12 protein-coding genes are annotated in these 11867 nt (G+C 59.4%); 7 read left to right on the top strand and 5 right to left on the bottom strand.

The features are described 5' to 3' along the window. Positions 1-25: 25 nt before the first annotated feature. Positions 26-805: a type III pantothenate kinase gene (locus tag ACWUI2_RS02365; RefSeq protein WP_486981261.1), complete on the bottom strand. Its 780-nt coding sequence runs from the start codon at positions 803-805 to the stop codon at positions 26-28. Between the two features lie 225 nt (positions 806-1030). On the opposite strand from ACWUI2_RS02365, the gene ACWUI2_RS02360 reads away from it, so the two are divergent. Both ACWUI2_RS02360 and ACWUI2_RS02355 read left to right on the top strand, forming a co-directional pair. Beyond that, complete coding sequence (locus ACWUI2_RS02360) at positions 1031-1207, top strand: lasso RiPP family leader peptide-containing protein (RefSeq protein WP_486981260.1); 177 nt, start codon at positions 1031-1033, stop codon at positions 1205-1207. Positions 1208-1223: 16 nt separating this feature from the next. Continuing rightward, positions 1224-2123, top strand: coding sequence for a hypothetical protein (locus tag ACWUI2_RS02355; protein ID WP_486981259.1), 900 nt, complete (start codon positions 1224-1226; stop codon positions 2121-2123). A gap of 82 nt (positions 2124-2205) precedes the next feature. Here the strand turns inward: ACWUI2_RS02355 and ACWUI2_RS02350 are convergent, their stop codons facing one another. Then, on the bottom strand, positions 2206-2856 hold the full coding sequence (locus tag ACWUI2_RS02350) for an outer membrane beta-barrel protein (RefSeq protein WP_486981258.1): 651 nt from the start codon (positions 2854-2856) through the stop codon (positions 2206-2208). Between the two features lie 265 nt (positions 2857-3121). Here ACWUI2_RS02350 and ACWUI2_RS02345 point away from each other — a divergent pair, with 265 nt between their 5' ends. After that, positions 3122-4336, top strand: coding sequence for a nucleotidyltransferase domain-containing protein (locus ACWUI2_RS02345; protein WP_486981257.1), 1215 nt, complete (start codon positions 3122-3124; stop codon positions 4334-4336). An 11-nt stretch (positions 4337-4347) separates the two neighbouring features. On the opposite strand, the gene ACWUI2_RS02340 is transcribed toward ACWUI2_RS02345, so the two are convergent. Beyond that, on the bottom strand, positions 4348-6072 hold the full coding sequence (locus tag ACWUI2_RS02340; protein ID WP_486981256.1) for an ABC transporter ATP-binding protein: 1725 nt from the start codon (positions 6070-6072) through the stop codon (positions 4348-4350). 333 nt (positions 6073-6405) lie between these two features. On the opposite strand from ACWUI2_RS02340, the gene ACWUI2_RS02335 reads away from it, so the two are divergent. Beyond that, the gene (locus ACWUI2_RS02335; RefSeq protein WP_486981255.1) at positions 6406-6711 is read left to right on the top strand and encodes a PqqD family protein; all 306 of its coding nucleotides are present in this window, start codon (positions 6406-6408) and stop codon (positions 6709-6711) included. Next, the gene (locus tag ACWUI2_RS02330) at positions 6695-7120 is read left to right on the top strand and encodes a lasso peptide biosynthesis B2 protein (RefSeq protein WP_486981254.1); all 426 of its coding nucleotides are present in this window, start codon (positions 6695-6697) and stop codon (positions 7118-7120) included. Before ACWUI2_RS02335 ends, ACWUI2_RS02330 begins: the two co-directional genes overlap by 17 nt. Before the next feature lie 89 nt (positions 7121-7209). Here ACWUI2_RS02330 and trpB read toward each other — a convergent pair whose 3' ends face one another. Both trpB and ACWUI2_RS02320 read right to left on the bottom strand, forming a co-directional pair. Then, positions 7210-8457 (bottom strand): tryptophan synthase subunit beta, encoded by a 1248-nt coding sequence (gene trpB, locus ACWUI2_RS02325; RefSeq protein ID WP_486981253.1) that lies wholly within the window; start codon positions 8455-8457, stop codon positions 7210-7212. Between the two features lie 512 nt (positions 8458-8969). Next, a complete protein-coding gene (locus ACWUI2_RS02320; protein WP_486981252.1) occupies positions 8970-9608 on the bottom strand; it encodes a TetR/AcrR family transcriptional regulator in 639 nt (212 codons plus the stop codon). 103 nt (positions 9609-9711) lie between these two features. Between ACWUI2_RS02320 and ACWUI2_RS02315 the strand changes: the two genes are divergently transcribed. Further along, entirely contained in the window at positions 9712-10761 is a 1050-nt protein-coding gene (locus tag ACWUI2_RS02315; RefSeq protein WP_486981251.1) for an NAD-dependent epimerase/dehydratase family protein, read from the top strand. Continuing rightward, on the top strand, positions 10748-11800 hold the full coding sequence (locus ACWUI2_RS02310) for a dihydrodipicolinate synthase family protein (RefSeq protein WP_486981250.1): 1053 nt from the start codon (positions 10748-10750) through the stop codon (positions 11798-11800). The genes ACWUI2_RS02315 and ACWUI2_RS02310 overlap by 14 nt, the downstream gene beginning before the upstream one ends. The last annotated feature ends 67 nt before the right edge of the window (positions 11801-11867 follow it).

Below are 11867 nucleotides of genomic sequence, written 5' to 3'. Positions count from 1 at the left end.
GGGCGCACAGACAGGAATGTCTGTGTCACTCGATCACGCAATTCTCTTCATACGCTCGGGCGAGACCATGGAGGGTGATGGAGGGAGCGGATATCAGTTTCTGTCGGAGGGAATTTCGGAGAAAACGGGTGGTGCCGCCGGTGGCGAGGAGGGTCGGGGGAGGTTCTCCCCGGGAGGCGAGTTCGCCGGTGACGGCGTCGAGGAGGGATTGAATCATTCCGCCGAAGCCGATCACGCAGCCTATTCTCATGGCGTCGCGGGTGGTCTTGCCGATGGCGCCCTGGATGTCGAGGTCGTCGCCGAGGTCGGGGAGGAGGGCGGTTTGCTGATGGAGATACTGGGTCATGATTCGCAGACCCGGAGCGATCACGCCCCCTTCGTAACCTCCGGAAGCGGTGACGATGTCGAAGGTGACGGCCGTCCCCATATCGATGACGATGCAGGGGAGCGGATAAAGAACGGTGGCTGCGACCGCGTTGGCGAGGCGGTCCTGGCCGATCTCGTGGGGGCGGGGGTAGCTGATCTTCATGCTGAGGCGGACTTGGTGGGTGAGCTGAAAAGGCGGTCGGGCGATCCCGAGTGCCACCAGAAGATCACGCAAACGGGGCGTGGCGGCCGGAACCACCGAACAGAATGCGATCGCTTCGCTCTTCGACTGGTCGACGAATTGCTTCACTGCCTCAGCCAAGGAGCCATGCGGATCGTCGAGGTTGCCAGTGGGGATTTCACCCATTTCCCGGGCCTGGAGGGAGTCAACGATTCCAAAGTGGGTGTGCGTATTGCCGATATCAATACAAAAGATCATGGGTGGGGATTATGGATGAGGATGAACCAAATATGAAGGGGAAAACCACTTCACCACCGGGAATGATTAAGGCCTTCCCCGATCCCTGCGGAAGATCCCCCTATGGTCGTTTCCGCATGGACCCGATTGGTCCCGCCTTTGCAGGGTGGTATTCTACCGGCGTAATTCGTGTTCCGTGAGAGCGCGAGAAACTGGCAGTAGAACAAACGAATACTCATGACCGAAATGAAAAAAACTAGCGACAAGAAACAGGCTCGGCCTTACCTGGCTCCCAAACTCTCCAACCATGGTTCCGTCGCGGACCTTACCCATCATCTCCGCCGCGGCGGAAGCTGGGGAAAGAAATGGGGCGGAGGTGGCGGCGGAGGTGGCGGCGGCCATAACAACTCGAAGGTTTCCTGACGTAAGGTCATCCGCCATGCGGACTTACACCCTCGCGGGTTTGGGGGTCACCTCGGATATAGAACTTCCCCTTGCGGAAGGAACCTCTCCGACGGCGGACCTGGCTTTGAAGCTGGGTCCGCCGTTGGAACAGGCCGAGGAGCCGACCGAAACCGAATGGTATTGGAGCGCGCCCGACGAGGCCGTCCTGGATTACGTCGGCCTCGGCAAAGCCAAGGTTTCGGAAGGCAGAGAGATCCTGCTCCGGCCATCGGCGGCCGTAGCCGCCCGGACCGAGTGGCGGGGCTTGATCATTCCTTGTTTCGCCGCCTTGTTTCATCAGCGGGGCGATTTGTCGCTGCATGCCAGCGCCGTTTCCATCGACGGAAAGGCAATCGGCTTCATGGGTCATTGCGGAGCCGGGAAATCGACTTTGGTTGCGCAATTGGTGGGCGATGATGTCCGCTTTCTTTGCGACGATCTTTTATTGCTAGGGAAGGGCGACGAAGGTGAGCCGTTGGCTTACCCCGGGTTTTCCATTATCAAATTGTGGGAAGACGCGGTTTCGGCCGCTAAGGGAGATTTCTCCCGACTCGGCACTCTTTATCCCGACGCCACCAAGGATGGATTCACTCCCGCCGCAAACGAATCGGCGACAGGTCCTTCGCCTCTCCATACGCTATTTGTTTTGCAGGATGGAGACGAAGTCCGGATCGATCCGCTGTCTAAGAGCGAGGCGGTGGGGGAACTTATTCAGCAGACCTATGGAATCCACAATTTTCAATATAAACCCTTGGCGCTGCAATTCCGGCAATGCGGTGAGTTGGCTCAACGGGTGCCCGTCAAGGTCTTGACCCGGCCTCGGAATTTCAGCTGTGCCGCAGAGGTGGAGGAAGCCATTCGGGAAGCGATCGGGGCGCGGGCATTGACTTGCTGAGTCCGTCCGCAGACTGGATGAAAAAAAGGCGCGCTCCCGGAAGGGAGGCGCGCCTGAGAGATTCTGAGACTATCGACCCCGATCAGAAGGCGAAGATGACGCCGGCGAAGAGCGAATACCCGTCGAAGCCTCCTTCGAAGCGAGTGTAAGCCGGATCAAAGGTAAGACCCCAGCTCGGGTTCACCCAATAGGCAGCCCGCGCGCCGAGCGACCAGCTGTCATCGACATCGCTGCTGATGCCGAACTGGTATTCAAAATACGGAGCGAGGGAGAATGCATCGAAGATGAATTCGACGCCGACCGAAACCGGTAAACCGTAGCCGCTGGCGGTAAAGGTTTGTCCCTCGAATCGAGCCCGGGAGCGCGACCAGGCGAGACCTACGTCGGCAAATGGTACAAAGCGCGGGTCGATGAAGGCGTATCCGCGAAGAACACCGGCGAGACCGTAGCTATGCGTGGTCGGGTCGCTCGGAAGCAAATCGTCGCTCGTGGAGAGGCGCAGGTAGCCGGCGCTTCCCATGAAGTCGAAGCCGTAGCGTTCGTCCTCGGTGAGGGGCATGTTGAAGCCCACCCCGGCACCCCAGCCATCGGAGGTGACGCCTCCGCCGCTGAAACGCAAATAACCGCCTTCGGCTCCGGCATAGCGGGCCCCCAGCAATCCTTGGGCGTTCGCCGAAGTGTTCATGACTCCCAACGCGAGGAGTCCAAGCATAAACGCAGTCTTAGTTTTCATAGCTTAGTTTGAATACAGTTTGTAGGTTACCTGTCATCAGGTCTTGGAGACGTAATCGGAAAGCGGGATTGGCGTCAATGCCGAATTTCAGCCTGAAAATGTTCAGCTACGGGACTGTAAGACAGGCATTGTTACCTGTTTCTCCACAGACAGGAATGCCCGTGCCACGGGCTTACGAGTTGACCGAACGGCGGCTCGCCTTCATAATGGAGGCATGTTGTGCGCGGCTGGGAAAGATGTTCGGAAGGTCAGATTCGAAACCGGGGTGGCGGATAGTAGTCCGCGGCTCGAGGTGAAGCTGTTGGTGTTGCTCAGTCGCCTCCGCATGAATGAGGAACAGGTGGACGAGGTTCGCGCTATTGTCTCTGGCCGGATCGATTGGGACCAGTTTTTGAAATTGGTCTTTTTTCACCGGGTGCATCCATTGGTCCAGCGGCATTTCGGACGGCATCGGTTTGCCGACATTCCGGAGGAAGTCACCGGAACGCTCGCGGATGCTTGCGGGGAGAATCAGCTTCGGATGATGGAACTGACCGGGGAATTGGTTCGGTTGACCGAGCGGTTGGAGTCGGCCGGGGTTGGAATGATCCCGCTCAAAGGGCCCGCCCTCGCCGCTTCTGTTTACGGAAATCTGGCGTTGCGACCGGCGGGGGACCTCGACCTCCTGGTGAGACCCCGGGATGTTTCGGCCGCACTCGATGTGTTGCGGTCGTTTGGGTACGGAGTGGTCTTGAACCGCGTTGGTCTGCTTGCCAGCGAGTCTCAGGAATTGGCGATTCGCCGCTTTCACTACCATTTCGCCCTGGAAGACGAAACACGGGATATGTCGGTTGAATTGCATTTCGACCTCGCCCCCAAGAAGATGCCGTTTCTCGCCACGCCGGAAGAGTTGTTCGACAGCGCGGTATCTCATCGGATCGGCGGTCGGCAAATGACACTTTTGAACGACGAAGAGAATCTACTTTACCTGTGCCAGCACGGAGGCAAACACGCCTGGTCCCGGCTCGAATGGTTGGTGGGTGTGGCGGAATTGGCGGGACGCATGGAAGAGATCGACGAGTCTCGACTTTGGGCCTTGGCCGAACGCCGCGGGGCGGCCACCTCGCTTCTTCTCGGCCTTCATTTGGTTCGGGCATTGTTCGGGGTCGCCGTTGCCCCGGGGATTTTGCGGCGCGCAGAGCAGAATCCAGTGGTGATCGAACTGGGGGAAATCGTCATGGCGCGGCTGGAGAAGCGGGACGATTCGTTGGAGGTGCAGGAGCGTTTCCAACGGAAGTTGACGGCGACCTGGCGGCAGAAACTTCGGCGGTGGAGCGTCACGACATTCAGTCCTGGCAAAGGAGACATCGCGGTCATGACTTGCCGGATACCGTGGTTGTATTATTTGGTAAAACCGTTTCGCGCGGTTCGAATCCGGATCGCCCATTTGGTCCGGGCCGGACGAGGATTCATCGCCCGGGATTCATCGCCGCGGCTGTAATCGGAGGCGGATCAGACCGCCGCCAGTTCGTGAAACCGGGGGTTCGTCGCCAACAGGTCGTCAAACCGACCGGTGGCGGTGACTGAACCGTTGTCGACGAAAACGACAATGTCGGATTGCCGGATCGTCGAAAGCCGATGAGCGATCATAAGGATGGTTTTCCGTCCCGAAAGGGATTGGACCGCCTCGACGATCGCCCGTTCGGTTTCGGCGTCGAGGGAGCTGGTCGCTTCGTCGAGGAGGATCACTTCCGGATCGTGGTAGAGCGCCCGGGCGATGCCGATCCGTTGTCGTTGTCCGCCACTCAATCGGATGCCATCTTCGCCGACCCGGCTGTCGTATCCATCGGGTAATTCAGCTTCAATGAAGTCGGCGATGTTGGCCAGCCGGGCGGCGTTGCGCACCGCTTCGTCGTCGATTTCCTCCGGCGGAATTCCAAAGGCGATATTGTGGCGGATGGTGTCGTCGGTGAGAAAAATCTGCTGGGGAACGTATCCACAATTTCGTTGCCAGGCCGCTCGATTTTCTTCGGTGATGGCAATCCCATCGACCCGGACGGTCCCGGCCTGCGGTTGGAGGAGGCCGAGGATGATGTCCCCGAGAGTGGTTTTTCCCGATCCCGACCGACCGCAAAAACCGATCCGGGCCCGGGCGGGAATGGTGAGGTTTACGTTTCCGACCGCTTGCCGTGAACCGTTCGGGTAAGTGAAGCTGACGCCGGCGAGTTCGATTTTCTCCCGCAACGGAAGGCGGGAGTTTTCCGGCGGCTTCGCTTCGGGCGCGGGCGATTCCGGCAGCAAGGCTTCGCACTCGCGGAAGACTCGGTCGACGCTCTCCCGGTAGTACCGCAATTGACTGCAGCAGCGGTAGAACCCTTGGATAGCGGGCATCAAACGGTAACCGGCTACCGCGAACAGGCCGAGCACCGGGAGGGCGGCGCCAATCTCCTGATGTTGCCGAAGGATCAGCAGGGCCACCAGAACCATGCCGGCGAAGGCGATCATCTCCACCAGATTCTTCGGCAACGACGAGTAGAGTTGAGCCCGTTCCTCATAATGAAAATAACGCTCCGACGGCTTCGCGAAGGCTTGGACGAAGTGGTTCTCCCGGCGAAGGACTTTCAACTCCTTGATGGTGCCGAACGCCTCGCAAACCGCTTTGTAGCGTAGGTCGTCGGCGGCGGCTCGGTTTCGGCCGGCTTGTTTCAACCGTGTTCGCAACGCGAAATAAATCCCCGTGTAGCTGATGGCGAAAAAGAAACCGGTTCCAAGGGCGACCCAGGGGTTCACCAGGATCAGCAGTCCGCCGAGTCCCCCGATCGTGAGGAGGAGGGCGAGGGCGTTCATGGTGGTCCGGAGGAAACCTCCCGTGACCAAATAGACTTCGGAGAAAATGTTGCGCAGAAACTCCGAGCTGTTGCGGTCGAGAAAATACAAGTAGGATCGGTGCAAGTAGCTCCGTAATAGCAGCGTCGAAAGATAACAATCGAGGCGGGCGGCGAACCGGGCAACCAGGATCGAATGGGTGGCGGAGAGAATGTTGGCCAAGCCGACGGCGGCCACCACCGTGAGACCAAGGACGACGATCCAGGTCGAACCGTCGATAGGGCCGATCCGCTCAGATGCGATGGCAAAGAATCGTCCCTCGACAAAGGCGTCCGGATTGGCGATCGCTTGAAGGAATGGAAGAATGGAACCGACCATCGCCAATTGGGCCAAGGCGGTGAGGTTCATCATGATAAACAATCCGACAACCGCCCAACGGTATCGGTTGGGAAGAAGGCTCCAGCATTTCTTTGCGGCGTCAAGCATAGCGATCCGCAATGATACGGCGAGCGAAGGGGAGCGTCAAGACCAGGCTGGAAGACCACAAGGGAAAGTCTGCTGTAGAAGAATGGAGGGACCACGGAAAACACGGAATACACGGAAAATCCGGAAGAAGAGAATGGAAGATTCGGTTCTTTTGCACCGATCTGCGGATTTCGGTTGTCTTGACATGCCGGAGCTTTTGCGGCATGATCGTGAACTGTCCCGGAGACAAGCGGGAGAAGACTTTCACCAAGGGAAATCATGAATTTGGATACGCAAATCACATTGGAGAGCCGGGTCGCGGCAACCGAAGATCAGTTGACTTGTGAGTTGGGCGGGGAATCTGCCATCTTGCGTCTGGCCGACGGTGTTTATTACGGTTTGAACGAGACCGGGGCGTTTTTGTGGGAGCGCCTGCAAGGGGTGGTTCAAGTCAGTGATCTCCTGGATGCGATGCTCGAGGAATTCGACGTGTCGCGGGAGGAAGCGGAACGGGATTTGATCGCGCTTCTCGGCGAGTTGCGGAAAGTCCGGTTGGTGAAGACCTGCGATGCGTCCGTTGCGTAAATGGCTGGGCTTGACTCCGGTAGAAAGACGGACGTTTCGCGAGGCCGTTTTTTACCTTTGGATTGTCCGGCTCGCGCTCTGGTCCCTTCCTTTTCAAAGAGTGGACCGGTGGGTGGCTTCGGTGTGCAGGAAGCCGCGGAAAATCGTCGTTGAGTGCGACGGGGAATTGGTGACCCGGACCGTGAGGCGTGCCGCTCGTCTGGTGCCGGTGGGCACCTGTTTGACCCAGGCCTTGACTACCAAGATTCTCTTGGCGCGGCGGGGGATGTCCTGCGAGATCCGTTTCGGGGCCCGGAAGCGGGCGGGAAGGCTGGAGGCGCATGCGTGGGTCGAACGGGATGGGCGGGCGATTCTCGGAGAACCGTCCCCAGGCGAGTTCGCCGAATTCCGGCCGATGAAGCCACAGTGAATCGGGAGGCTCGTCCGTGAAACAGGCATTTCTGCCTGTCTCTTTCCAGAGGGAACAGACAGGAATGTCCGTGTCACATGGCGGGCTCTTCAGTCGCCGTAGCCGTAGGTTTCGGCGATGAAATCGATGTCTTTGTCCCCCCGGCCACTGAGATTGACGAGGATGGTCTGGTGGGGACGTTCTCTGGCGAGTTTCATGGCGAACGCGACGGCATGGGCGCTTTCCAGGGCCGGAATGATTCCTTCCAGCCGGGAGAGTTTGTAAAAGGCGTCCAAGGCTTCGCGATCGTCGGCGACGCCATTTTGCAGACGGCCATTGGTCTTTAAAAAGGCGTGTTCCGGGCCGACCGATGGATAATCGAGTCCGCTCGCCACCGAGTAAACCGCCGCCGGTTCCCCGGAGGGTGTTTGCAGGAGCATCGAGCGGAAACCGTGCAGGACCCCGGGCGAACCATACATCAGGGAGGCGGCGTGATCTCCCTCGGCTTTGCCGCGTCCGAGCGGTTCGACGGCGAACAGGTCGCACGGATCTTCCACGAAGGCAGAGAAAAGGCCCATGGCGTTGCTGCCGCCACCGACGCAGGCTACCAGACTTTCCGGGAGCTCACCGGTCATTTCGAGGAATTGTTCGCGGGCTTCAATGCCGACCACCCGCTGGAAGTCGCGCACCATCTGGGGGAAGGGATGGGGGCCGACCACCGAACCGATCGCGTAAAGACAGTTCTCCGGGTCTTCGAGATACGCCTCGAACGCGGAGTCGACGGCTTCCTTGAGGGTTTTGGCCCCGCGTCTCACCGGAACCACCTTGGCCCCGAGTAGTTTCATCCGAGTGACGTTTGGATGTTCTTTGGCGATATCGACCTCGCCCATGTGGATCTCGCATTCGAGCCGGAAATAGGCGGCGGCGGTGGCGAGAGCGACTCCGTGTTGTCCGGCCCCGGTTTCGGCGATCAGCTTCTTCTTGCCGAGATGTTTGGCGAGCAATCCCTCGCCCATGCAATGGTTGAGTTTGTGGGCGCCGGAATGGTTCAGGTCCTCGCGTTTGAGATAGATGCGACCGCCGCCGATCTCGTCGCTGAGGTTTCGGGCGTAGTATACGGGAGTCGGGCGGCCCTGGTAATGTTTACGGATTCGGCGGAGCTCCGAAATGAAGTCGTGCGACCGGCTGATGCGCTGGTAGGCCTCGTTGATCTTGCTCATTTGCTCGACCAAGGCATCGGGGATGTAGGCGCCGCCGAATTCGCCGAACATGCCGTTGGCATCCGGAAAACGCCGGTGAAAAGGGAGAGGAGGACGCGCGGAGGCGCCGTTGGCGGAGGGCGAAGATTCGGTGCTCATAAATAACGTGGATTGCTTGCCAGGAATGGAACCGGCCCGACGGCCGACCGGCAATCGAACGGAAAGCAAAAATTGACCCGGGTCAAGAAGGGGGAAAGGGGAGGAGCAAAAGGAGACGGATGATCGACAAAAGACGCACTGGGTGGGCGGGGCGCCCGGGTTGCCGTAGGATCGGATGAAGGAGCGGCGCGCTTCAGTCACGCTTCAGCCGCGCATCAGCCGCCGTCGTTGGTCGGGTTGAGTGTGGGGACGCTCCCCGTCGCCGATGGTCTTCGGCTGAAGCACGAAGCTCCGGCATTGGGCGACTGCCTGTCGTAGTCGGGTTGGCTTTGCCGCCCGACCGCAGCGGCCGAGGAAGAACCGGGGGGGCGTTCGATATCGTGCGTCTCGGATGGCTCGCGCGGGTTGCCGAGATTCCGGACGTCCGAGGTGGGGCGGCGGAGCCAACCCCACTACGAGAGAGGCGTCGCAATACCGGCTTCCGCCTTCATGTCTTGCCGTGGGCGGCGAAGTCAGCGGGCGAGGAGGCCTTCGAGGACGATTTTTTCGGCTTGGTGCAGGCCGTGGCGGCGGACGGACTCCTGGGCGATGTCGAGTCCGATCGTGTGGGGAATGGTGTGGCGATTGGAGTGGTAAATGAAGCCGATTGCCGACAGGAGGACCAGGAGGTGTTGGGGATCGACGGCGTAGGAAAGTTCGCCGTTTTTGCGGTACCGCTTCAGCAAGACGCCCAATCGCTGGAGGGCGGGGGTCTTCGTCAACAGGTTCGGATGGGCGGAGAGGAAACGGCCGCGATCGAGGTTTTCCCACATCAGCAGGCTGACGAATTCCGGTTCGTCGTGGAGGAACTCGAAATACTGGTGAAGCACGAGCCGAACCGCCTCCTTCAAGGTGAGCGATTCATCAAGGGCGGCCAGTTCGAGTTTCTCCAACCGGGCGAAAACGTCGCGCAGGACCGCCAGATACAAACCCTCTTTGTTTCCATAATAATGATACAGCATCCGTTTGGTCACCCCGGCCCGGTTCACGATCATGCTGACCGACACGCCATGGTAACCCTTCTCGGAAAACAATTTGATTCCGGCCCGCAAAAGGCGGGCGCGGGTTTTTTCCGGATTGCGGGACTGGAGGGACTTGACAGGCGAGCTCATATTTGTAACCGATTGTTTACTTAACGACGTTTTCCGGAAGTTTGTCAAGGGATAGGTCAGGCTTCCGGATCGCGGTGAATGGGGAATTTTTGGGAAATAGTTTATGAGTGGTTCGAAGGCAGTAGATCCGGTCCTTCCGTGTGCTCCGGAAGAGGTCGATGGATTTTTGAGCGCGCCGCCGGAAGCGGTGGTCGCGGCGGTGGGGCGAATGAAAGGGGAGTTTATGGTCCTGGGGGCGGCGGGGAAAATGGGGTTGCATCTTTGCCTGATGTTGCGCCGGGCGCTCGACGCGCGGAAAGACCCCCGCCGGGTGATTGCCGTTTCCCGGTTCAGTAAGGCCGGGAGTCGCGATGAGTTTGAGTCAAAGGGGATCCGGACCGTGCCGTGCGACCTTTGTGATGAGGCGCAACTAGCCGGATTGGAAACGGTGCCGAACATCATTTTCATGGCCGGTGCGAAATTCGGGACCTCCGACCGTCCGAATTTGTTGCGGTTGATGAACGAGGAGATGCCCGCCCGGGTGGCCCGGCGTTTCGCGGGGTGCGCGATCACCGCCTTTTCGACCGGCTGCGTTTATTCGTTCGAGCCGGTGGAGAGCCGCGGATCGAACGAAGACTCACCGACGAATCCGATTGGTGAATACGCGCAATCCTGCCTCGGTCGGGAGCAAGCGTTCGTGAAGCAGGCGGGGGACGGGAAGACCCGCGTGGCATTGATCCGTCTGAATTATTCGGTCGAGTTCCGCTACGGAGTGCCGATCGACATCGCCCGGAAAGTTTTGGCCGGGGAACCGGTCGACGTCACCATGGGGCATGTCAATTTGATTTGGCAGCGGGATGCGGTGGCGCAGACGATTCTCGCTCATGAGCTTGCGGAGAATCCGCCGTTCGTGATCAACATCACCGGTCCGGAAACGCTGCGGGTCCGGGATATCGCGGCGCAGTTGGGCCGCCTCTTGGGGCGCGCGCCGAAGATCGTCGGAGAGGAGGAACCGACGGCGTGGATCAGCGACGCTTCGCGTTCCCACCGGTTGTTCGGGAAGCCCGAGACCGACTACTCGACGATGATGCAGTGGATCGCCGCCTGGCAACTGGCCGCGTTGCCGACTTTGAATAAACCGACCGGATTTGAAAAACGTGATGGAAAATTTTAACCTCAGAACGGAACTGCTGAAGGGGTTGGCGATTCCCGCCCTCCCTTTGGCATTGGACGAGCAACGGAGTTGGTCGAAGAAGTATCAGCGGGCGGTATTGCGTTATTACCTCGACGCCGGGGTGGGCGGAGTGGCGGTGGGGGTTCACTCCACCCAATTCGAGATCCGGGATCCGGCGCACGGCCTGTTCGAGCCGTTGTTGGAATTCGCCTCCGCGGAGATGGACAAGTGGGTTAAAGGAAAGCGCCCAGTGGTGAAGATCGCCGGGATCTGCGGTCCGACTACCCAGGCGTTGGCGGAGGCGAAGACGGCGACTCGGCTCGGGTATCATGCCGGACTGTTGAGCCTGGCCGCGTTGAAGAATTCGAGTGTCAAGGAATTGCTCGAACATTGCCGGGCGGTGGCGGAGGAGATCCCCGTGGTCGGCTTCTATTTGCAGCCCGCGGTCGGTGGCCGGGTGTTGCCGTATTCCTTCTGGCGGGAGTTTGCCCGTATTCAAAATGTCGTGGCGGTCAAAATGGCTCCGTTCAACCGCTACCAGACATTCGACGTGGTCCGGGCGGTGATGGAGGCCGGGCGCGAGGATATCGCGCTTTACACCGGGAATGACGACAACATCGCGGTCGACTTGCTGACCCCGTGGGAGATCGACGGAAAGCGCCGGTTTATCGTCGGGGGATTGTTGGGCCAATTTGGAGTTTGGACCAAGCGGGCGGTAGAGTTGTTGGAGGAAATCAAGGTCGTGCGGGAGGCGGGAAGTTTGCCGATCGATTGGTTGACCCGCAACGCGGCCTGGACCGATGCCAACGCCGCGGTCTTCGATGCGGCGAACGGATTCGCCGGGGTTTTGCCGGGAATCCATGAAGTGCTCCGGCGACAGGGGCTGCTGTTGACGACTCACTGTTTGAATCCAAAAGAACAGCTATCGCCGGGACAGGCGGAGGAACTGGATCGGGTGACGGCGGCCTATCCGTGGCTGGTTGACGATGAGTTTGTGAGGGGTAATTTGAATCGGTGGCTGAACGAGGAGGAAAGTTAACCGCAGATGGGTACAGATGGCCGAAGATGGCCGCAGATAGAGAGGGATCATTCTATCTTATTAGTGT

This window comes from Verruconatronum alginivorum (assembly GCF_056590205.1).
This window is presented reverse-complemented; position numbering and strand designations above follow the sequence as displayed.

Coding starts and splice junctions, on each gene's coding strand:
- ACWUI2_RS02310 (WP_486981250.1), top strand. CDS start 10,748: ATGGAAAATTTTAACCTCAGAACGGAACTGCTGAAGGGGTTGGCGATT.
- ACWUI2_RS02365 (WP_486981261.1), bottom strand. CDS start 805: ATGATCTTTTGTATTGATATCGGCAATACGCACACCCACTTTGGAATC.
- ACWUI2_RS02360 (WP_486981260.1), top strand. CDS start 1,031: ATGAAAAAAACTAGCGACAAGAAACAGGCTCGGCCTTACCTGGCTCCC.
- trpB (WP_486981253.1), bottom strand. CDS start 8,457: ATGAGCACCGAATCTTCGCCCTCCGCCAACGGCGCCTCCGCGCGTCCT.
- ACWUI2_RS02315 (WP_486981251.1), top strand. CDS start 9,712: ATGAGTGGTTCGAAGGCAGTAGATCCGGTCCTTCCGTGTGCTCCGGAA.
- ACWUI2_RS02350 (WP_486981258.1), bottom strand. CDS start 2,856: ATGAAAACTAAGACTGCGTTTATGCTTGGACTCCTCGCGTTGGGAGTC.
- ACWUI2_RS02340 (WP_486981256.1), bottom strand. CDS start 6,072: ATGATGAACCTCACCGCCTTGGCCCAATTGGCGATGGTCGGTTCCATT.
- ACWUI2_RS02355 (WP_486981259.1), top strand. CDS start 1,224: ATGCGGACTTACACCCTCGCGGGTTTGGGGGTCACCTCGGATATAGAA.
- ACWUI2_RS02330 (WP_486981254.1), top strand. CDS start 6,695: ATGCGTCCGTTGCGTAAATGGCTGGGCTTGACTCCGGTAGAAAGACGG.
- ACWUI2_RS02320 (WP_486981252.1), bottom strand. CDS start 9,608: ATGAGCTCGCCTGTCAAGTCCCTCCAGTCCCGCAATCCGGAAAAAACC.
- ACWUI2_RS02335 (WP_486981255.1), top strand. CDS start 6,406: ATGAATTTGGATACGCAAATCACATTGGAGAGCCGGGTCGCGGCAACC.